Here is a 19,239-nt window from a genome sequence, read left to right as displayed (position 1 = left end):
AGATCTCCTTCTTTCGACCAGTCGCAAATTGCCAAATCTCAACAAACTCTATGAAAAAGCTAAACAACAACAAGATAAGGGACAGTAACGATTCTGGTTGATAAGCGTCCTCCAAGTCCTTTTCATACGCTTCAGCAGGATATGCTGGTAACGGGTTTCGCTCAAGATGACTTGTGTTACAACATGTTTTCGAATGATTTTAAGCAAAAAAGAGTGAAACGTGCGGGCTTGAATGGTTGCCGCAATATTTTCATCCATCCCAGGTAAATGTGCGATTCGGTCACGCATTTCCTCTGCCGCTTTTTTTGGAAAACATGACCAGCAATATGTTTTTCGGATTGATGTTACGAACTGCGATCAGATAGCCTGTCCGGCATACCAGAACTGAAGTCTTGCCCGAACCCGCTCCTGCAAGTGTAAGCAATGGCCCTTTGAAATGACGTACAGCATGTATTTGCGGTTCATTCAAATAGATTCCCTGCTTCTCCAATGATCGAAAGAAAAAGGCATCTTTATCAGTATTGGGTATCAGGTCTTTGCTTGTTTCAGTCTTTGCGGTTTGGGCAATAGGGATCGTATGACTTCCCGCTCCAAGCGGAGTTTTGAAAAAAGTCCGGCTACTCAAACCATCACCTTCATTTAACTCGTGAAGCTCGTGCGTTGCGTTCTTTTCTCAACCGAGTGATCATATCATGGACGGCCCGTTGATTAGTGGGATTGGCAATGATTCTGAATAATACTTTCTTGCCATCTCTTAAACGACAGATTCTTCTTAATTCTATCACAAGGAATTGGGCCTTTCTTCCTGATCTTGATCAATATGTTGAACTCAATTAGGTTTTGTTACCCCTATTGGGAGTAAAGACGCCAAAATCGCAATTTTTTGGCTCAGTACCACTTGGCACAAGCTGAAATCCTTATGGATATTAGTCCTACGCCGACATTTCAATCGGTGAATGCTTACAGTAGGGTGATCAATATTCTATATATCGTCAATAGTGACGAATTGTAACGAACATCTACATAAAAAAGCCGAATTCGATTTGAATCGGCACGTAGAGTTAGAACACTAATAGCAAGATCGAAGTAATTTTATCCGTCCTTTTGTTCTGGCATACCACACGTTCCTTATGAAACCCGCCAATAGCAAACGGCCCTTAAGCAATAAAGCACGAAGCAAAGAAGGTAATATGCAATCCATAATCCGAGACAAAATCCCGCCTTTCGGCCATCATTAATAAAGCGGAGAGGCTCGCCCCCTCCGCCGCATACCGATTCTGTTGATATAGATAGTTTTGATGCCGATATCAATAATATTGCTCTACTGATATTAATCGCTTTGAGCCCGGGTATCATCGCTCAGTATACTTTTTACGTATGACCTTACCTGCTCAGGTTCAACGTAAAGTACGGCATTTCCGTTCACTGATTTTTCTTGTATGAGTTCCATCGGCGGCAATTGAATGCTGTCAATGCTTTCCCTGTCGATCTCAAAGCCCAGCTTGCTCAGCTTTATCATATCATCGTCGCTGATGTTCGTTTCGATATACGGCTCGAAAAAAAGTATTAGTTTTGGAAGCTCCGTAACTTTCGTTCTAGTAAGCAACTCTATGACGACAGCTTTCACAAACTTTCGTTGCCGTTCCGTACGGGCGAAATCGCTCATTGCATCATGCCGGAATCGAACGTACTGTAATGCCTGTATTCCGTCCAAGTGCTGATAGCCCTTTTTCAAATGGATTTCGTACATTGAGTCTTCATTGGAATCGACATAGTTCATATTTTTCTCTACTTCTAGGTCAATGCCGCCAATTGAGTCAATCAATCTGATAAAGCTCTGCATATCCATGTACAAATAATATTGGATTGGAATACCCGTCAATTCTTCTGCTGATTTCATTGCCAAACTGGAACCACCCATTGTAATTGCCCTGCTGATACGCTCCTCACCAAAACCCGGAATATTTACATATGTATCACGGAGAATGGAGAGCAATTTCATTTTTTTCGTTGCAGGGTCGATAGAAACGATCATCAAGCTGTCCGCAGAATGAATCTCGTCTTTCTTCCGGGAATCGCCGCCCAATAACAGAATATTAATCCTGTCCGTACTCTCCCACTTTGCTGGAGCGGTTGTCTGAGCCGCTGGTGCTTGGCTTTCATTTGTCACCGCCGTCTTGGTCGTTACCGTTGCCTTCCCAAGAGCGTCATTAAACGTCAGATAGTATTTGAAAAAGAAAAACAGACCTGCAAGCAATGCCAGTAAATAAGGTATCGTTAATACGGCAATAGGCAATACCAAATTCGTTCCGCCTGACGCTGTGATCTCTGCTTCCCGTGACTCATGCTTATTTGGGTCTCGGACAATGGCGATGATTTTCCTTTTTGCTTGATATAGATACAACTTGTTTGCAAAAATGCCCAGCACCGGTTTAGGGATGCAACAGATAACCAGCACCAATTGGAGAAGGCCGGGGCTCTCGATCGGGTTCCATTCGCTGAAAACAGAGGCAACAATCACGTTGCTCCAAACAAACCAAATGATGAGATAGAAGACACAGTAAAGGTACATCTTTCGGTACATCAGCCAGTAAGCATCAAACAGAAAGGCAGGCCAGTTCCAACGGCTATTGCGTCTCCATTTCTGTAAGTATACATCGGCGTTTTTGCCAATGAACCAAGAAAGCTCTTCTTCGGAAACACCACTCGTTTGGGTCTCAGTGATGTTCTGCGGTCGATGATAGCTGGTATTATTACCGGCATCTATCCGTTGCCTGCATTGCCCGCAAAAATTTTGATTGTCCTGTAGTGTATGTCCGCAATTTGTGCAGTTCATGTCTAACTCCTTTGCCGTAATCTTCGAGGTAACTTTTCTCGTTAATGAAGCCGAATCTTGGCACCGTTAACGGTTGTATAGTCCTCTGGATGTGTTTGTTCCCGCGGCGGAGAGGTTACGGTTGCTCTGGCTTCTTCAAGCATGAGCAATGCCTCTTGGTTATACGTCATTTTGGCCAGCATGACTCCTTGATTTGGGTCTGCACCGCTCTCCAGCATCAATCTGACAATGTCGAGTTTGTCATACATGATCGCGAACTGAAGACCGCCGTTGATATCGGCCCCGTGCCGAATCAATAACTCGACTGCTTTTATTTGTCCCCTCTCGATTGCATCTTTCAGTGCATATGGATCATTAGCAACATTTATGCCCGCTTCAATCAATAATTGAATGACCGGCACCGGATCATCAACGTAATTTATGGCGATAGATAGATTGCCAACGAGTATCTTCTCCCCGCTTCCATAGTTCGCTTGCTCATTCGGACTGGCACCATGGGCCAGAAGTTTTCTTATCATGTTTATGTCGCCGTTTCTGACAGCAAGATTCAATGGTGTGTACGCAGAATCGGTATGTGCATTCGGATCGGCCCCGAGTTTCAACATCCAGTCCACCATGTTCATGTCTCGTTCGTTTACTGCGGATAACAATAACCGTTCCTTCGGTATGAGCTTGATGATCATTACGACGGCAATACAACACGCTAGCAAGGAGAACATGATCTTTATAAACAGCCTCACTGGTTACCTTCCTTTCAATGCTTAGTAGTATCCGGCTCTCATCTTGTCTTCGATGTTAGTCGCAATCACAAGCAAAATTACGCCAACAACCAAAATGATGAATCCGATTCCGATTTGTGTTCTCTTCTTCTTTCTAATCGAAGCAATGATATGTACAATGCCGGAAACTTCCGAAACAGCACCGATGATTTTTAACAGCAATGCCAAGGTTGCCATTGAATGTACCTTCTTTCGTATGTTTGGAGTGAAGTCTTAATGTAAATAGAGGGAGCACAGCGGCTCCCACAGATTGATTAGAAAACTACAAATTGATGCGACGAATCGCTTTATTGTCGTCATCATAAATAATGACGTTACCGTTGCTGTCAAAACTCAATTGACTGATTTTTTTGATCGGATTGCCGTCGTTGTAGGTCAGGTCATTGCCGTTGATGAAGATGTTCAGCTTACCAGCTGTGGTTAACTCATAAATTGTCGTACCGCTGGATAGATAAAACTTCCCTTCATAAGCTGTAAGACTATCAAAGCTCATATTGTCAAATTTGATGATGGACTCTACTTTTCGAGGGAATAGATGAATCTTACTGAGAGTCTTATTGCCAGTGTCAAAAACATAAAAGTCTGAATCTGTTAGTACCGCGTCACCTTTGCCATATTTATTATCTTCATCCCAATAAGACGCATAGAAATTAGTCCAAAACTTCACTCCAGTATGATCGTTGCTCGCGGCAATCCGAGTAGCTTCCGAACCTGTCTCCCCTTGATAAACAAAAGATTCACCACGATCACTTTCCGTCTCTGCATATACAAGTGTTTTGTCATTTAAGAATTGAAAAAAGTTATAGGATTTGTATATCGAGCGATATGAATTCAGATTATATACTGCCATTTGTACTGTTGGGTAGATTTCGTAAATTAGTTCACTGGCATCGTTCATCCCTAATAAATAGACTTTATTGCTTGCTTGATTGTATACCAATTTTTTCGGGATTAATTTCGTGTAGTCGTAGTGGACTGCTTTACCGTCTTTTCTATAATCCCAGTCGAATGAGCGGTCTATTGTGATGGTTTCGACTGTACCATTTGATTTATTAAATTTGCGGACTTTATTTTTATTGTCTGCACTGTCAAGAAAGAAAATGTTTCCGTCTCTATCAAGAGTCATGCTCTTCACTGACGATATTTTTGCCTGTCTGACCGGCCCATCTACAATACCGGCCCCCATCCCGCCAACAAGGGTATCCACGCTGAATTTCGCCGCCTGCGACGGTTGTTGCGGCTGGCTTGGTGTTGTTTGTCCCGGTTGAGTTACGGGCGGTGTAGGTATTGTTGGGGTTGTCGTCGATTGGTCGCCCCCTCCGACGCCTTTGTTGTCGTTGCCATACATGAATGCCCGCCACAGCAACGCGGCGGCTTCGGCCCGGGTGATGCTGTTTTGCGGACGGAACGTTTCATCGGGATACCCAGAAACAAGACCGTTCTCAACAGCGATGGCAACGTAGTCCTTCGCACTTTCCGAAATGCCCTCGTAATCCTTGAACATTGCTTCGATGATGGAGCGATTGGCCAGACGTGCAACATCGTACCCCTTCAGTTTGACGATGGCGATGGTAATATCTTCCCTCAACGCCGGTGCTGTCGGATTGTAGATATACTCACCGTTTGCCGCCCTGTAACCGGTAAGGTAGTCTTTCGCTGTCTCAATCCAAGGCGAGTACCAATCCGTTACCTTTACGTCGCTGAACGACGAATAGTTGACTTTTTTCGCTTGCAGACCAGCCGCTTTGACGATGATAGTTGCAAATTCGGCACGAGATATCGTGTTATCCGGGCGAAACTTATGATCCGGATAACCTTCAAGCACTTTCTTGTTTACCATTTCAGCGATATATTTATACGCCCAATGGGTGTTCGGCAAATCGGTAAACGATACTGTTGGCGTACTCTGCGGCATGTTTTGAAGCTCTTCGCCGTATTCAACAGGAGCCGCAAACATCGTTCCGGTCAGGGTGAATATCATGAGAAGTGCTATTAATGCAGATGCAATTTTCTTATGTACCATTTTCATTCCTCCGTATGCTATAAATCTGCTGAAAAAACAGAGCTACATTATCAATGGACTGAAGGATAGGATAGTAGCGTAGGATGGGCATCATGGCTATCTTTTCTCCTTGTCCCTTCGAACATGGTTCACATTCATCTCTCATTTCGGTTGCTGATATATGTCCCCCCTTGATAGAAATTGTAGAATCTTGGCAGATGTATCCAAGGCAATTATACAACAAACTTCACGTATCAGTGTAGTATTACTGTCACTATGTTAGGATAAAAGTCGCAATCACACTCTACTAAGCTGAAGTAGAGGTGATACATAATGGATTTCAAGCAAATGGTAGGTGAACAAATCCGCAAGATTCGAAAGTTAAGAGGCATGACGCAGGAACGTCTGGCGGAACAATCCGGCCTTAGCTTCAGCTATATAAGTGATGTTGAACGTGGAACCCGCAATATATCGCTGGAATCGTTGGGCAAGATAATCAATGCATTGGGTGTGAAGCCCGCTCAACTGTTTGAGGATATAGATGAAATAACGGAACATTCTGGGAATGGCGAAATACAAAACAAGATCGAAGACATGATCACTTTACTGAGTGAGCGTCAAATTGAAGAAGTGGACTTTGTTCTGACGGTGGCCCGTGAGTTTCTAAACACCATTGATCGGAAGAACCGTTGAAAATATCGTTTGCACGGCAATAATCGGCCCTATATAGAGGAAAAATGATACACATTTTCCGGCGGCACCCCCGTGCATAATTGAAGGCGGGGGCCTGCCGTTTCATGCCCCACCCGGTTGCATAGGACTGTTGTCTGCTTATTTGGCAGACAGCAGTCCTTTTTTGTTTTTCTGGCGATAATAAGCGTTTTGACAGCGAGGACACAGCGGCAAGGTGAGAGGCTTGCCCAATCACAAAGAAAGGAGGTGCTACCATGTTTCGGAAGCGATTATCGTTGATCAGAATTGCCTTTTTGGGAAAAACCCTTAATGACGGCGATCAATCAGCAAAGTCCAGTCAATACCCAATCATTCGACAGCGGCAAAGTGAATTGTGATGACTGCGGAAAGGTTTTGGATGTGCAGGAGGGAGAGGACATCTTTGTTGATGCATTTGTTTATTCCGTGCCCGAATCCAGAGTGGTATGCAGTGAGTGCTATGTGAAGTACGACAAACTTTTGCTCCGCCGCTGAACATTAACTGAAATTGATGGTAAGAAAGGAAGATGCAGAATGTTGATCAACGTGTATATCGCCAATCTGGCGAAATACAACGAAGGGAAACTGGTTGGCCGTTGGGTCACGTTGCCAATAGAACGGCATGAACTGGAGCAATGCATCCGGGATGTGCTTGGCAAAGATGAAGAATACGCGATTCATGATTATGAATCTCCCTTTGCCATTGGCGAATACGAGGATGTGTTTGCCATAAATAACGATATGGAGATATTGAGCCGTTACGACGGCAGGCTGGTTGCGGCACTGTGTGAATTTCTCGGCAATCGTGACGAGGTGATTCAGGCCTTGCAGGCCGGGGAGTTCATCGTGTACTACGACATCGATGATTTGACCGACGTTGCGGAGCAGATGGTAGAAGAAGGATTGTTCGGCCATGTGCCGCCGTCAGTGATCCCATATCTGGATTACGGCAAGATCGCCCGGGATTTACAGCATGACGGTTGGTATTTGAGCCGTCAGTTGCGGATTGCCGTGCGGTTGCAGTCCTAACAGCCTGACATTTAACTCAATATCGTTGATTTGCCTGCTTGCATCAAAGCGGGTTATTTGTCGTGGGCATTTGACAGTGAAAATCACCGGTTGTGAGAGTGCCGGAACATGGAAGGGAGGTGAACGCAAATGGTCGTACGCAGAGGTTTACCGGATGAGTTGCAGACGTTATTAAAGCGGCTGGTCGCCAACGGCAGTGTGCGAATCGCGGGCACATTGCTGTACGCATGGTTCAGACGCTGTTGGGAGTTGGACGATGAGACAGCGGCCTATTACATGCGGCGATACTTTGAAAAGTATTTCAGCCGTCAACCCCAGTCTCACCGGAAACATGCAGGTGCAAAATGACCGTCGGTTCCAGACTAAGGCAAGGAGGTGAAACGAAGATGGATTATCAGGCGTTCAAACGCAACAGCCAGAAGGAATATCTCGGCTACTGTGAACTGAAGGGCTTTATATACAGCGTGCAGATCGACAGTAACAAATACGCTGTCGTTGCCCTGAAGAACGGGCAAGTTGAAGTCTTGATCACATACTACGTGAAGCACGAAGTATCCGTCTAATGTTGCTTTGATGGGCAACGATGGACGGATTTTTTATTACTTGCGAAGGAGGTGATACGCATGGATCGTCTGCAAACACTTCAGAAGCAAAAACAATTCTGGATGTCGGTGAAACGCACGCTGGACAAAGATGCCCCGATGCATACCGAGGAAGGATTTCAATACGCCCGCGTGCTGACGAAACTGGTGCTTATTGAACTGGAGATCGAAGAGATCGAGGGCAAAGAAAAAGCCGCCCGTCTATAACGGAGCGACAAAGAAAAATGACCTGTACTAATCTTAGCGGATTTAATTACATCACGCAATGGGAGAGGCCGCCGCGGCTTCTCCTTTTGCATTTTATGGAGGTTAAATACATGAATGTATATGAATTGTCTTCGATTAAAACGCTTTTTGCCGAAGCACTGGCCGAAAAGCCAGGCTCGTATGTTGTTGAAGAAATCTTTTCCCGGTTTCCGTCGCTGATTGAGTTGATGAATGTAACCGAGCAGGAACTTACCGCCATCAAGGGCATTGGAAAGGTTAAGGCTCGACAGATCATTGCCGCTCTGCAACTTGCACGAAAGTTAAACGCACCTATCCGCAATAATCCATATGTGATTCGTTCTCCGAAGGACGCCGCCGATATCTTGATTCCTGAGATGCGGTATCTGCAACAAGAACATGGGGTCTGCCTGTTTTTGAACACTAAGAACATGCTGATAAACAATACGCCGGTAACAATTGCAATTGGGTCTCTTAATAGTGCCATAATTCATCCCCGCGAACTGTTCAGAATGGCCTGCAAATTATCGGCTTCCTCCCTGATTTTTGCTCATAATCATCCGAGTGGTGATACAACGCCTTCGCCAGAGGATATACAGCTTTCGGTTCGCTTGAAAGAGTGTGGCGAACTAATGGGGATTGATGTTTTGGATTCGATTATAGTTGCGGGAGATAGCTATTGCAGTCTTAAAGAGCGTGGCCTTGTGTAATTCATCTTCAACAATCTGCACTTTTAACAGCGGTTCGCTCTCATATTTAGCGGGCCGCTGTTTTCATTTCACAATGAAAGTGAGGCAACAGATATGCGTAAACAATGGTTGGAAGAGTACGAGCGTTTGGTGGTCGCCGCCGATGATCTGCATCATCGCATTGATTCGTGCGGACGGCTGATTGATAAACTGCTGGTTGATGTATATCGCGGCAAGCATGATGACCATGAGGCCCGCATTTTGATTCAAGTGTTGGCGGAGATTCAGGCCGACGTTATGCAGAGGTATTGTCATATACGCCTTCAGAAAGCGATTCTCGCCCGGTTTATCGATGGGCTTCATCCATTTCATTAAGCATCATCAAATCACACGTTGGAGGACGATCTACATGAACAAAAATGACGAACAGCAGTTTTTACCGGCGGCGGTGCAACAAGCAGATACGGATAGCGTTGTCGGGCTTCATCCGCAAATTATTATCATCGTACACATTGATGAAGATTCACGTCTCAATGCCCCCGCAGGTACTGTACAGACCATTGTGTGCTTCACTGAAGCTGATAAGAAACGATTTGAAATAACTTTGCTGGCTGACGACATTGCAGATGGCGGCGTGCAACGAAAGTTGAAGTTCTTACGGCGGCTCATTGAAAATCTGTGCGGCGGCGGATGGCGAGTACGTTTCTTCAAATCATTTGGCTCTGCAAGCATGATGCTTGATCGTGCAGGAAGAATATTGCTAATCAATACGGACGCGGTGTTGCGGATGCCGTACCGTTCTATGGTAAACCTTCTTAGTAGACTACCGGAGATGATCGCCAACGTCTATAAAGGCGTGAAATCGACCGTTAAGGGGGGTGGTGGGCCGAATGGTATGAATAGTCTATCGGCTAGTGAGAACGCCTGTATCAGCCTCATAGTGAGCGAGAAAGGGTTGCTGTTCCCGCACGGATTTGTTTTAAGTGCCGAAGAGCAGATGATGCGAATAGCAATTACTGACACCGAACTAATCGTCTCTGCGGGCCGCCGCCGATGGATTCATCGGTCTGCGGTAGCGATGCCATTCCACGCCTATAAAACACCCGTCACCGTTGAGAATGACGCATATTTGGTCGCTGTTCCTCCCGATGTATTGCAAACATTAGGCGGGCTGGAAGCAGAGTTGTGGTTTGAAATGCTTGCCGATTGATTCTGCATGAAAATCTTCAGACATGCCAGCATTGGGAAGTTGGGCGGCTCGCATTCGCTCGCCGCCCGCCCCCCATTACTACATAGCGATGTACCGGGATAAAGTAGCGATACTCAAAACAAAAAGATCGCCCCCTTCCGTCCCCCGACAAAAGCAATCGGGGGAAACGCAAAGGATTACCACCCTTTGCAATCCCGTCACTCGCCGTGAGGCGTCCCTTAGCTGACGCTAAGGGCAGTCAAAAGTGTCTGCTTGTGGCACCGTCATCAAGGCTGGTACAAAGCTCGCTTCGCTCGGCCTTGATGACTAATGCGACTCATTACCGCCAGTCGGCTCTGCAAGTAAAGTGACCACCATGTTTGCGATGGAAAGAGGGCCGCTCGCTTCGCTCGCGGCCCAACCACATTATTGCCGTCATTGTTGATCATTCTTGCTAACCTCTAACGGTGGAAGGCTCACTTCGGAAATGACTATATTGCTTGAGCCAAAAATCTGCTTTAGCAATCTTCTGTTCCTTTGAATTGTCCTCGCAGAGCGACTACCTTTTCCACAGAAATACTGTTCCGATATAAATGCTATCAGCGAAGCTTTTTGCTGTTTGCTTAAATTGCTCCTATTGATTTTATTTATTGCGGCAGTCAAACCGGATATCGGGCGAAGATTCGTAACACCCAACTTAGCCAATTCTTTTTGAAGTATTTTCGATGCGAATCTCGATGTAAGGATGTCCTCTGCTTTTCTTATGCCTAACCGTCGAAGTTCTGTACGCAATAGCGTGACCTCGAATCTCAATATTCCTTTGGCCTGCCTTCTATGCTTCTTCTTAGATTTCTTGCTCTTTAACATTTCTGCTTCTTTGTCATAAAACTTCAATCGGCGGCGGCTCGCTTCCCAATATATTGTCTCTACATCAGCACTCCCCTTCGCATGGATGGGGTGTGTTTGATATTTGGGTATATACACGCTGGCCAACACTCTGAGATATTGTTGCACTTGATTGCCCGTATGAAAGTTTTTGCAAACATCCAGCTTAGTGACCGTCCAATCCTCAATTCGGGGAATGCGGTTTAATGGAAGTTTGAGTTTCTTCGATAGGACTTTCCGCAGAAGAATAAAGAAATTCCTTATGTCCTGCTCGTTAATTTCGTATACGTTACTCCCCCGCAGAAACTTGGGAATCGAAACCTGAACCTTCAAGTACGATCTGCCCGTTTCATCATTATGCACATATGTAAGATGCGGATCGCCTTCTGCTTTGCCTACAAGCGGCAGGAAATATGTCGTACCCGAGTCTACATTTGGCTTCGTACTGTTGGTTTTGGTAAACACTCGCTTCATTTCACTGTCCGTCAACTTAAACGGAATACTCAACCAGACTGTATCGAACATTTTATTACCTCCGTTGCGTCATCCATGACGTAGTTGTCACACGTATAACAGACGTTTTGACGAATTCTGATTCCTAACATACACAAAAACTATCAAAAATTAAATAGACTATTGAATATTAGTTATATCCTTAGTATAATAAAAACCATACCAAGAATCAGGAGGACACAACCGTGAACAAAGAAATGGTTTTAAGTTCGATGGATTACGCTCAGTTGAGGACGTTAGATTTGGGAGGGAGGGTGAGATACATAAGGGAATTTTTACAAAAGGAATACGGCAACAAGTATAGCGGCAAAAGTTTGGCGAATCGGATTGGTGTATCGCAATCGAATTATACCTATCTGGAGAATAAGGCAAACGACATACCTTCAAAGATTCTTCGTGCGATCAGCAAGGATTTCAATGTTGCGATGGATGTTTTCTTCGATGACTTTTACGAAGGAGAGCCTAAGACGATCATTATTAAACCGCTGTCCTTTGATGAAAAAATCGAGCCTGCCGTCATTGCAAATCGATACTCAGATCTCGGAACAGCAACTAAAATGAATCCAGCCGATGAAGATAGCTATACATTCGTTGTAGTCGCTTATTTGGAAGCATCGAATGGCGACAGAAGGATGATCTTTAATAGTCATTCAAAGGAATTGTATCAACGGACACACGTACAGAGCGTTGTTGCAAGTATGATTCATGCAATGGATGAAATAGATCGGTTTATCAATCCCGGCTATCGTCCAAGCGACAAAACTCCTTCTCCCGCCTACCAAGCACTACAACACATTGAACTCAGGGATAACCCGGAGCTATATGTCTGGATTCCTCAAAAGCTGTACAACGATACTCTAATGACACTTGAGAAAGCAGGCCGTGAGTATACGAGTAAGCTTCTTGAGAGGGCCGCAGTCAACAAAATAACAAATAAGGAGCATGATTAACATGGAAAAGAAAAAACTGAAGGACTACCCATCCGTCCTTAGCGTATCTGATATCCAAGCAATTTTGGGCATAGGCCGCCGCCAAGCGTATGAGCTAGTCAACTCAGGGAGCTTCATGTTGCCCGGGCGGGCCGGAGAATCATGGTGTCAAAGACCGTATTTCTGGCATGGCTGAAAGGTTCAGCAAATCAATCATGATGGAGGCGAACCAATGATTAGTACCGGAAGGGTCAGACAAGGCGAAAAGTGGGTTGAATTTGCGGCTCCGATCATTGAGTCTGAGGAAAAGATAATACCAGTAACTCAGCCGAAGAAAAAATGCAGGTGCAAGTGGGAAGAAAGATGTTTCTTGATTGAATGCATCGATCTAGGTCTTATCTCACGCGAGGATTATGAATACCTCATCAAGCATCCCAAGAAAGGGGGTGGTTAAATTGAGCTTCTGAGTTCCGGTGTGCTGATGAAGCCCACCTTTTTTATTTCATATTCAAGGATACTGGAGGTTATTTGCATGAGTGTAAAGAAAGATGAAAAACGAGGAACTTTTTATTTTGTAATCGACGCCGGGAAAGATGAGCATGGCAAAAGAAAGCAGATTAAGCGGCGTGGTTTCCGCACCGAAAAGGAAGCCAAACGTGAAATGCGGAAGTTGCAACAGCAGTTGGACAATAACACCTATATCAAGCCGTCCAAAATGTTGTTCGCGGAATTTTTGAAGGAATGGCTTCAGAGCAAGTCGGTCAAGCTTCGCAAAATCACCTTGCAGGCCTACACCCAGCGGGTCGAGCATCACATAATTCCCGAACTCGGGCATCACGAGATCATTAAAATCACCACCGCCATGATTGAGAAATTCTACATCAAGCTGAGAACGGAAAAGGGGCTATCCGAACGGAGCATCCTCGACGTTCACAAAGTGCTAAAAAGCTCATTCGAGGCGGCAGTCAAACGGAAATACGTATCCTTCAATCCGGTTAGAGATGCCGAAACGCCGAAAGTATCGCAGAAGGAAATGATGGTATGGGACTTGCAGGAGACATCGGCATTCTTGAACGCCGCACGCGATAATCGCTTGTATATTGCCTTCCTGCTGGCACTTACCACCGGAATGAGACAAAGCGAAATCCTCGGGTTGACATGGAAAGACATCGACCTTGAAAATGGCACGTTGACGGTAAGACAGACGTTAAGCCATGACGGAAAGGAGTTGTCGGCACAGACCAAAACAAAAACCAGCACACGCAATATCAGCCTCAACAATAAGACGGTTGCCGAGTTGAAAAAACATAAGCGGATTGTTACTAAAGAAAAGCTGGCTTGCGGGCCGTTGTATAAAGATTTGAATCTTGTAGTGTGTACGAGCAACGGTACGCCCGTCATTCCGAGAAATCTTCTAAGAAGCTTTTATGCGATCATCAAAAAAGCTGAAGTGCCGAAGATCAGGTTTCATGACCTCCGGCATACGGTTGCAACGCTGATGTTAAAGGAAGGGATAAACCCCAAGATCGTAAAGGAAATTCTAGGACACTCCGATATCAGAATTACCCTCGATACTTACAGTCATGTATTGCCAAGCATCCACAAAGAAACCGCTCAGAAGTATGGCGACATGTTGTTCGGAAAAGAAAATATGCTTTGACCAAAAAGTTTTGTACAGTATGGCAAGTGTCATGCGGAACGAAACTTTTTGTCGTTTTCGCGGGTTTGTGACCATCGTGACCACATCAACCAATAAAATTGTTTTGTGACCACAGATGTGACCACGGCCACTTTATGAGCGAACTCTGAAGCGGCCATCAAGAATCGGAAAGTCATCTCCTCACACGTCGATAGCCTCAGAAGCCTGACAGACAAAAAGAAAAAACCCTTATGTATCAAGGGTTCTCAGGCGTTTTGGTGGAGCATAGCGGGTTCGAACCGCTGACCTTTGCACTGCCAGTGCAACGCTCTCCCAACTGAGCTAATGCCCCGTATTCTGTTGTGACCCCAACTCTGCCAGCGATGGGGTCTCCCAGCTGAGCTAACGCCCTGTATTTTGTTGTGGCCTACTCCGCAAGCTCCAGCCACTGTTCGTACATGGCGTCCAGCTGTGCCTTCATCGTTTCCCGGTGCTGCCACCATTCCGTAGCTGCGCTGTATTCGCCGCTTGAGCGGGATCGTCCAGCCGGGCAGAGCAGTCGGCAATGTCTTGTTCCAGCTGCCTGATAGCTTGTTCCAGCTGCTGCTTCCGTTTCGAATCGGCGGCTTTGCCCGCTGCGGATACCGGACGGTCCGCCGGAGCCGCCTGCGGCTTCGCAACTTGCGAAGGGACAACGGGTGCCGGGCGATCCGCCAGGCTTGCGGCACGGAGTTCGGCGCTTTTCGCCCGGTAGTCGTCGTAATGGCCGACGAACGGCGTGATCGTTCCGTCCCGGAGCTCCCATACGGAACGGGCGATCCGGTTGATGAAATAGCGGTCGTGGGAGATGGCGAGCACCGTCCCCGTGTACTCCTCCAGCGCTTCTTCCAGCGCCTCCCGCGAGGCGATGTCCAAATGGTTGGTCGGCTCGTCGAGCAGCAGCAAGTTCGGCTTGCGGCGCATAAGGAGCGCCAGCCGCAGCCGCGTCCATTCGCCCCCGGAAAGGGAGCCGACCGATTTGAACACGGCGGGTCCGTAAAACAAATACCCGGCCAGCAGCCGCCGGCCTTCGCCTTCCGTCACTTCGGCTTCCCGGCAAAACAGCTCCAGCACCGTTTGCTTGCTATTCGGACGATCCTGCTGATCCAAATAACCGATGTCAACGCGGGCCCCCAGCTCGACGCTTCCTTCATCCGGAGCTAGCTCGCCGACGATCAGCTTCATTAGCGTCGACTTGCCGGCCCCGTTCTCGCCAACGAGAGCGACCCGATCGCCGTACAGCAGCAGGGCATCGGCACCGGCGAGCACAGTGCGGTCGCCGAACCGTTTGACGGCCGCCTGCAGCGCCAGCACTTTGCGGCCCGACCTCTCGGCTGCTTCCGCCTCGAACTCGGCCGTTTTGCGCTGCAGCACAGGACGCTTCAGCTTCTCCATCCGGTCGAGCGCTTTTTGCATCGAAGCGGCCCGGCGGAAAAACTTCTCATTGCCGCCGATCCGTCCCCATTCCATGAGCTGCTTGATCGTTTCCTGCATTTTCTTGATCTTTTTTTGCTGCTCCTGGTAAGCGGCGAATTCCTGCAGCAGGCGCTCTTCCTTTTCCTTCACGTACCCCGTGTAATCGGTGCGGTACAGGAACGCTTCGCCGTCCTCCAGCTCGATTACCTTCGTTACGACCTGATCAAGGAAGTAGCGGTCGTGGGAAACGATAATGCAGGTGCCGTCGTATCCTTTCAAATACGTCTCGAGCCATTCGATGCCGTTGACGTCGAGATGGTTGGTAGGCTCGTCGAGCAGCAGGAGCGTCGGTTTTTCGATCAGCAGCGACGCCAGGCATACTTTCGTTTTCTCGCCTCCGGACAGCGTGCCGAACGTTCGCGGAAATTGCGCTTCCGGAATGCGCAGCCCGGCGGCCACCTGCACGATGCGTGCTTCCATTTCGTAGCCGCCGGCCCGTTCAAAACGCTCCTGCAGCTCTGCATACTGCTGCAAAATCGCATCCAAGTCCGGGGCACCCGTCACGGCCATCCGTTGCTCCAGCCCGGACATCGCTTCCCGGCACTGCATCGCATCGCGGTAGCCTCGGGCCAGCACGTCGTACACGGTCAGCGCTTCGAATTCGGCAGGAATTTGCGCCAAGTAGCCGACGCGGGTGCCTTTTTGCAGGGCGATGGTACCGCCGTCCGGCGCCGTCAAGCCGGCGATAAGCTGCAGCAAAGTGGACTTGCCGCAGCCGTTGCGGCCGATCAGTCCGGCCCGGTCGCCTTGTTTCACTTCTAGCGTCACATTGTCCAGCACCAGATTGGCGCCATAATATTTTTGCACTTGCTGGCAATTCAATATCGTCATGGTCAGGGATTCTCCTTCCGCGCTCCCGCCCCGACAACAAAAATAAGCCGCAGGGAAACTTCCCTACGGCCTATCAAAAGGAGTTGCATGCTCCGTTTGAAGTCAAGGCAGGAACCGTTTCGCTAATGGTGAAATCGTATATGGAAAAATGGACAGACGTGTAGCGTTGCCAGCTTTCGCATGCACGATGCCAGCCATTGCGATCGGCAACCGGCTGAGCAAGTCATTCACACATTCGCGATTCATTCCTACCTTCACCTCCTCAAAAAAACAATGTAATTTAAACATACCACAAGCCGCGAAGCCGCGCAACTGGGGCATCCGCCGGTAGCCGGCGGCTGTTTCGAGGCGCTGTTGATTGGGCCAGGGTGACGTTTTGCCCTCTGCCGGGCAAGCGGCAAGCACCAGGGGCGGCAGGCTACCGGCTGCAATCTCGCACTGCGTGACGACCGGCGGGGGGGTTGGAGGAACTTCCAAACGCCAAAACATGACTCCATCCGGTGCACACGTCGAAATGCGGCTTTCCTTGGCAACCTTAACGGAACACCGTTCCGCTATGGTACGAATAAAGCGACACCAGAGCACTCTTAACGGAACACAGTTCCGTTATTGGCCCGGCACCGGAACGGCCCCCATCCAAAATGAGGAAATAACGTACTCCCGTTCCGCTATTTTCAGGAAATATCCGGGAAATAAACCAATAACGGAACAAATTTCCGCTAACCGGGGCAGGGGCGACCGCGCTTCGAATCGCTCTGTCTCCGTCGAAAGCAGGGTTTTCTCAACAAACTAAAAACCTCCTGCTAAGCAGAACCGTGTGACGTTGCAGTCCCAAAATTGACTTTTCCCACTGTTTCAGCAGCGCCGGTTGACGAATGTGGCGCTATTTACCCGTCATTGTGCCGCTACCGTCACTCCGCTCACAACGACGCGAGGGCGCTGCGCAGCAGATCGCCGTACTGGGTACCGGTTTGATTGATGATGGCAAGCGGTCTGTACAGGATCAAAATATTGCCGCGACCGAACAGGGCGGGAGGCAATCCGCCGCTTGCGGCCAGTGAGGCGCTCAGCTCCGCCTCGCCCTTCAAGCGTTCCGCTTCGGTGGGAAAGGCGTAAATCGCAATCGTTTCCCGCTGCGCCGAATCGTTGGGCACGGCGCCGATCAAGTAACGCCGGGGCGTAACGGCGCGAATTTTCGGCTCGGTATCCGCCGGAGGAAGCGGTACGAGCCGGGCTCCTTCGCTCGCGATAGCCTGCTCCACGGCAACAGGCGCATAAACCCGACTCTCTCTGGAGCCCGAGGCTGCGGCGAAGCATGCGGCCAAGAGCAGGGCGACGGCAAACAGCCACGTCAGCGCGCGCCGGCAAGATATCGATCTTAGCCTTGCAATCACGGCAAAAGCCTCCTATCCGTACAGTAGGTTTGTACCGTTACTGACGGAGAGGAGGCCTATTTTGTTACTGAACATGTATGAACAGGGCGGCGTCGAATCGATACAGCCCAGACCGGCGCCTTTTTCGACCGCCGCAGCTCTCCTAAAGCGCCAGCAGAGCGCCTACGGCGCCGCTGTATTCGCCGTCTGGCAGCACATACGGCCGCCCTCCGCGCAGCTTGGTGTAGCGGTTGACGATTTCGGCGAGCAACGTATTGCCGAGAAAAGTCGAGCCGATGTACACGATGTCCGCAGTGCCGAGTTCGCGGGCGGCGTGGACGCTGACGGTCGTTACCGTCTCGCCGACGAGCCCGATGACGGAGGCGAGAGCGTCTGCAAGCCCGATCGGCTCGGTCTGGTTTGCGACATGGCCGAAGTTGCTGGCCGTCAAGTCGCCCGGTATCGGCGGGGTGACTCCGGCGTAAATATGCGACACCTTCAAGTCGACGCGCGCCCGGTCTCCTTTCCTGGCTAGCGCCACCAAGCCGGCATAATCGAGCTTTTCCGCAAGGCCAGCCTCTGCAACGGCGCTATCCCCGCCGCCACTGCGGAGGCCAGCACCGATGCCGCCGAGCAGCGCGGCAAGCCCCAGTATCGTACCGCCTCCGACGCCGGTACCGCCAACCCGCTCGTGCCCGTCCGGCGTAACGTAATGAATCGAAGTACCCGTGCCGACATTCGTCAGCAGAAACGAATCGAGGTTCCGCTCGTCCCGTCCGAGCAGCCAGCGCGCACCGGCGCACGTCGCGTCAAATTCGGGCACCGTAACGGCGGCGCGCATATGCGCCGCATCCGCAGGCATGCGGTCTGAGGCGAGAGCTTGCAGATTGCCGGCTTTGCCGCCGGTAAAGGCGAGCGCCGCTCCCGGCGCTTCCGCAGCAAGCCAAGCGACGATCCGCCCGGCGTCAGCGGACGGAAATTTTAAAAAGCGGAACTGGCCGTCCGGGCGGCGCGCTGCGATTTTCGTCAGCGTGCCTCCGGCGTCGATGCCGATCCGCAGCGTCGTGTCGTTCATGCGATTCGGTTCCCCCTAGCTATCTTACACCCGACAGCGTTTCTCGTAATCATACAACGAATCGGCATCGTTGCCAAAGCAATTCGCAAAAAAAAGCTTCCCCTCCAGTTCGCGCAAGCGAGACCGGATGAAGGGAAGCTTAGGTTACATGAGAAAGTATGCGCTGCGGCTGTCCATCGGCTGAGAATAAGCAGATTTCGCTAAGGAAACGCAAAACGTGTCGAACGGGCAAACGGGGATACGACCGAAAACGGCGTATGCGTCACCCGGCCGGCGGTAACCGCGCGCGTCACCGGTTCCGCCGTTTCGGCGGTCGGGCGGGGGGAGCCGCATCGCCGGATGCGGCGGACAGCAGCATGGCAGCCATAATCGCGGCCATCAATGCGGCGATGCGGACGGACGTTCTTTTCATGCGGC

At 49.0% G+C, this 19,239-nt stretch carries 24 protein-coding genes and 1 tRNA gene; 12 read left to right on the top strand and 13 right to left on the bottom strand.

What is annotated here, in order from left to right:
* Positions 1-48: 48 nt before the first annotated feature.
* From SD70_RS39360 to SD70_RS33755, 6 genes are all read right to left on the bottom strand, one after another.
* On the bottom strand, positions 49-258 hold the full coding sequence (locus tag SD70_RS39360; RefSeq protein ID WP_240353600.1) for a hypothetical protein: 210 nt from the start codon (positions 256-258) through the stop codon (positions 49-51).
* Positions 259-280: 22 nt separating this feature from the next.
* On the bottom strand, positions 281-625 hold the full coding sequence (locus tag SD70_RS39355) for a UvrD-helicase domain-containing protein (protein WP_269432500.1): 345 nt from the start codon (positions 623-625) through the stop codon (positions 281-283).
* Positions 626-1,330: 705 nt separating this feature from the next.
* On the bottom strand, positions 1,331-2,836 hold the full coding sequence (locus SD70_RS33760) for an LCP family glycopolymer transferase (protein ID WP_052487717.1): 1,506 nt from the start codon (positions 2,834-2,836) through the stop codon (positions 1,331-1,333).
* A 41-nt stretch (positions 2,837-2,877) separates the two neighbouring features.
* Positions 2,878-3,519 carry an ankyrin repeat domain-containing protein gene (locus SD70_RS21075; protein ID WP_269432501.1) on the bottom strand — a complete coding sequence of 214 codons (642 nt, stop codon included), beginning with the start codon at positions 3,517-3,519 and terminating at the stop codon, positions 2,878-2,880.
* Positions 3,520-3,597: 78 nt separating this feature from the next.
* The gene (locus SD70_RS21070) at positions 3,598-3,792 is read right to left on the bottom strand and encodes a hypothetical protein (RefSeq protein ID WP_041049469.1); all 195 of its coding nucleotides are present in this window, start codon (positions 3,790-3,792) and stop codon (positions 3,598-3,600) included.
* A gap of 85 nt (positions 3,793-3,877) precedes the next feature.
* On the bottom strand, positions 3,878-5,638 hold the full coding sequence (locus tag SD70_RS33755; RefSeq protein ID WP_052487716.1) for an S-layer homology domain-containing protein: 1,761 nt from the start codon (positions 5,636-5,638) through the stop codon (positions 3,878-3,880).
* A gap of 312 nt (positions 5,639-5,950) precedes the next feature.
* Here SD70_RS33755 and SD70_RS21060 point away from each other — a divergent pair, with 312 nt between their 5' ends.
* From SD70_RS21060 to SD70_RS21025, 9 genes are all read left to right on the top strand, one after another.
* The gene (locus tag SD70_RS21060; protein WP_041049468.1) at positions 5,951-6,310 is read left to right on the top strand and encodes a helix-turn-helix domain-containing protein; all 360 of its coding nucleotides are present in this window, start codon (positions 5,951-5,953) and stop codon (positions 6,308-6,310) included.
* A 309-nt stretch (positions 6,311-6,619) separates the two neighbouring features.
* The gene (locus SD70_RS21055; protein ID WP_041049467.1) at positions 6,620-6,823 is read left to right on the top strand and encodes a hypothetical protein; all 204 of its coding nucleotides are present in this window, start codon (positions 6,620-6,622) and stop codon (positions 6,821-6,823) included.
* Between the two features lie 39 nt (positions 6,824-6,862).
* Entirely contained in the window at positions 6,863-7,357 is a 495-nt protein-coding gene (locus SD70_RS21050; RefSeq protein WP_041049466.1) for an antirestriction protein ArdA, read from the top strand.
* 129 nt (positions 7,358-7,486) lie between these two features.
* Positions 7,487-7,705, top strand: coding sequence for a hypothetical protein (locus tag SD70_RS21045; protein ID WP_041049465.1), 219 nt, complete (start codon positions 7,487-7,489; stop codon positions 7,703-7,705).
* Between the two features lie 38 nt (positions 7,706-7,743).
* Positions 7,744-7,920 carry a hypothetical protein gene (locus SD70_RS37095; protein ID WP_197081104.1) on the top strand — a complete coding sequence of 59 codons (177 nt, stop codon included), beginning with the start codon at positions 7,744-7,746 and terminating at the stop codon, positions 7,918-7,920.
* 60 nt (positions 7,921-7,980) lie between these two features.
* Positions 7,981-8,166, top strand: a complete 186-nt coding sequence (locus SD70_RS21040) for a hypothetical protein (RefSeq protein WP_041049464.1) — start codon at positions 7,981-7,983, stop codon at positions 8,164-8,166.
* A 110-nt stretch (positions 8,167-8,276) separates the two neighbouring features.
* The gene (radC, locus tag SD70_RS21035; protein WP_041049501.1) at positions 8,277-8,894 is read left to right on the top strand and encodes a RadC family protein; all 618 of its coding nucleotides are present in this window, start codon (positions 8,277-8,279) and stop codon (positions 8,892-8,894) included.
* Between the two features lie 93 nt (positions 8,895-8,987).
* On the top strand, positions 8,988-9,248 hold the full coding sequence (locus SD70_RS36240; RefSeq protein ID WP_156158122.1) for a hypothetical protein: 261 nt from the start codon (positions 8,988-8,990) through the stop codon (positions 9,246-9,248).
* A 34-nt stretch (positions 9,249-9,282) separates the two neighbouring features.
* Positions 9,283-10,083, top strand: a complete 801-nt coding sequence (locus SD70_RS21025; protein ID WP_041049462.1) for a hypothetical protein — start codon at positions 9,283-9,285, stop codon at positions 10,081-10,083.
* 414 nt (positions 10,084-10,497) lie between these two features.
* Here SD70_RS21025 and SD70_RS21020 read toward each other — a convergent pair whose 3' ends face one another.
* Entirely contained in the window at positions 10,498-11,472 is a 975-nt protein-coding gene (locus SD70_RS21020) for a phage/plasmid replication domain-containing protein (protein ID WP_041049461.1), read from the bottom strand.
* A 173-nt stretch (positions 11,473-11,645) separates the two neighbouring features.
* Here SD70_RS21020 and SD70_RS21015 point away from each other — a divergent pair, with 173 nt between their 5' ends.
* From SD70_RS21015 to SD70_RS21000, 3 genes are all read left to right on the top strand, one after another.
* On the top strand, positions 11,646-12,410 hold the full coding sequence (locus SD70_RS21015; protein ID WP_041049460.1) for a helix-turn-helix domain-containing protein: 765 nt from the start codon (positions 11,646-11,648) through the stop codon (positions 12,408-12,410).
* Positions 12,411-12,621: 211 nt separating this feature from the next.
* The gene (locus SD70_RS21005; RefSeq protein WP_041049459.1) at positions 12,622-12,843 is read left to right on the top strand and encodes a hypothetical protein; all 222 of its coding nucleotides are present in this window, start codon (positions 12,622-12,624) and stop codon (positions 12,841-12,843) included.
* A gap of 78 nt (positions 12,844-12,921) precedes the next feature.
* Positions 12,922-14,049 (top strand): site-specific integrase, encoded by a 1,128-nt coding sequence (locus tag SD70_RS21000; protein WP_041049458.1) that lies wholly within the window; start codon positions 12,922-12,924, stop codon positions 14,047-14,049.
* Positions 14,050-14,304: 255 nt separating this feature from the next.
* Here the strand turns inward: SD70_RS21000 and SD70_RS20995 are convergent.
* The 6 genes from SD70_RS20995 to SD70_RS39350 all read right to left on the bottom strand — a co-directional run bounded on the left by SD70_RS20995 (position 14,305) and on the right by SD70_RS39350 (position 19,234).
* Positions 14,305-14,380: transfer RNA gene (locus tag SD70_RS20995), tRNA-Ala, on the bottom strand.
* 125 nt (positions 14,381-14,505) lie between these two features.
* Positions 14,506-16,374 carry a ribosomal protection-like ABC-F family protein gene (abc-f, locus tag SD70_RS20990; protein ID WP_197081103.1) on the bottom strand — a complete coding sequence of 623 codons (1,869 nt, stop codon included), beginning with the start codon at positions 16,372-16,374 and terminating at the stop codon, positions 14,506-14,508.
* Positions 16,375-16,476: 102 nt separating this feature from the next.
* A complete protein-coding gene (locus SD70_RS20985; protein ID WP_041049457.1) occupies positions 16,477-16,863 on the bottom strand; it encodes a hypothetical protein in 387 nt (128 codons plus the stop codon).
* 431 nt (positions 16,864-17,294) lie between these two features.
* On the bottom strand, positions 17,295-17,768 hold the full coding sequence (locus SD70_RS20980; protein ID WP_041049456.1) for a hypothetical protein: 474 nt from the start codon (positions 17,766-17,768) through the stop codon (positions 17,295-17,297).
* Positions 17,769-17,910: 142 nt separating this feature from the next.
* Positions 17,911-18,822 (bottom strand): type II pantothenate kinase, encoded by a 912-nt coding sequence (gene coaW / locus SD70_RS20975; protein WP_041049455.1) that lies wholly within the window; start codon positions 18,820-18,822, stop codon positions 17,911-17,913.
* Between the two features lie 289 nt (positions 18,823-19,111).
* Positions 19,112-19,234: a hypothetical protein gene (locus tag SD70_RS39350; RefSeq protein ID WP_269432499.1), complete on the bottom strand. Its 123-nt coding sequence runs from the start codon at positions 19,232-19,234 to the stop codon at positions 19,112-19,114.
* Positions 19,235-19,239 lie beyond the last annotated feature (5 nt).

The organism is Gordoniibacillus kamchatkensis (genome assembly GCF_000829455.1).
GTDB lineage: Bacteria > Bacillota > Bacilli > Paenibacillales > NBRC-103111 > Gordoniibacillus > Gordoniibacillus kamchatkensis.
Note: the sequence above shows the minus strand (reverse complement) of the source record. Positions and strands in the feature narration are given on the sequence as shown.

Excerpts from the sequence above, each read along its gene's own strand:
- SD70_RS39360 (WP_240353600.1), bottom strand. The coding sequence starts at position 258 with ATGGATGAAAATATTGCGGCAACCATTCAAGCCCGCACGTTTCACTCT.
- SD70_RS33760 (WP_052487717.1), bottom strand. The coding sequence starts at position 2,836 with ATGAACTGCACAAATTGCGGACATACACTACAGGACAATCAAAATTTT.
- SD70_RS21075 (WP_269432501.1), bottom strand. The coding sequence starts at position 3,519 with ATGATCATCAAGCTCATACCGAAGGAACGGTTATTGTTATCCGCAGTA.
- SD70_RS21070 (WP_041049469.1), bottom strand. The coding sequence starts at position 3,792 with ATGGCAACCTTGGCATTGCTGTTAAAAATCATCGGTGCTGTTTCGGAA.
- SD70_RS33755 (WP_052487716.1), bottom strand. The coding sequence starts at position 5,638 with ATGGTACATAAGAAAATTGCATCTGCATTAATAGCACTTCTCATGATA.
- SD70_RS21060 (WP_041049468.1), top strand. The coding sequence starts at position 5,951 with ATGGATTTCAAGCAAATGGTAGGTGAACAAATCCGCAAGATTCGAAAG.
- SD70_RS21055 (WP_041049467.1), top strand. The coding sequence starts at position 6,620 with ATGACGGCGATCAATCAGCAAAGTCCAGTCAATACCCAATCATTCGAC.
- SD70_RS21050 (WP_041049466.1), top strand. The coding sequence starts at position 6,863 with ATGTTGATCAACGTGTATATCGCCAATCTGGCGAAATACAACGAAGGG.
- SD70_RS21045 (WP_041049465.1), top strand. The coding sequence starts at position 7,487 with ATGGTCGTACGCAGAGGTTTACCGGATGAGTTGCAGACGTTATTAAAG.
- SD70_RS37095 (WP_197081104.1), top strand. The coding sequence starts at position 7,744 with ATGGATTATCAGGCGTTCAAACGCAACAGCCAGAAGGAATATCTCGGC.
- SD70_RS21040 (WP_041049464.1), top strand. The coding sequence starts at position 7,981 with ATGGATCGTCTGCAAACACTTCAGAAGCAAAAACAATTCTGGATGTCG.
- radC (WP_041049501.1), top strand. The coding sequence starts at position 8,277 with ATGAATGTATATGAATTGTCTTCGATTAAAACGCTTTTTGCCGAAGCA.
- SD70_RS36240 (WP_156158122.1), top strand. The coding sequence starts at position 8,988 with ATGCGTAAACAATGGTTGGAAGAGTACGAGCGTTTGGTGGTCGCCGCC.
- SD70_RS21025 (WP_041049462.1), top strand. The coding sequence starts at position 9,283 with ATGAACAAAAATGACGAACAGCAGTTTTTACCGGCGGCGGTGCAACAA.
- SD70_RS21020 (WP_041049461.1), bottom strand. The coding sequence starts at position 11,472 with ATGTTCGATACAGTCTGGTTGAGTATTCCGTTTAAGTTGACGGACAGT.
- SD70_RS21005 (WP_041049459.1), top strand. The coding sequence starts at position 12,622 with ATGATTAGTACCGGAAGGGTCAGACAAGGCGAAAAGTGGGTTGAATTT.
- SD70_RS21000 (WP_041049458.1), top strand. The coding sequence starts at position 12,922 with ATGAGTGTAAAGAAAGATGAAAAACGAGGAACTTTTTATTTTGTAATC.
- abc-f (WP_197081103.1), bottom strand. The coding sequence starts at position 16,374 with ATGACGATATTGAATTGCCAGCAAGTGCAAAAATATTATGGCGCCAAT.
- SD70_RS20985 (WP_041049457.1), bottom strand. The coding sequence starts at position 16,863 with ATGTTTTGGCGTTTGGAAGTTCCTCCAACCCCCCCGCCGGTCGTCACG.
- coaW (WP_041049455.1), bottom strand. The coding sequence starts at position 18,822 with ATGAACGACACGACGCTGCGGATCGGCATCGACGCCGGAGGCACGCTG.
- SD70_RS39350 (WP_269432499.1), bottom strand. The coding sequence starts at position 19,234 with ATGAAAAGAACGTCCGTCCGCATCGCCGCATTGATGGCCGCGATTATG.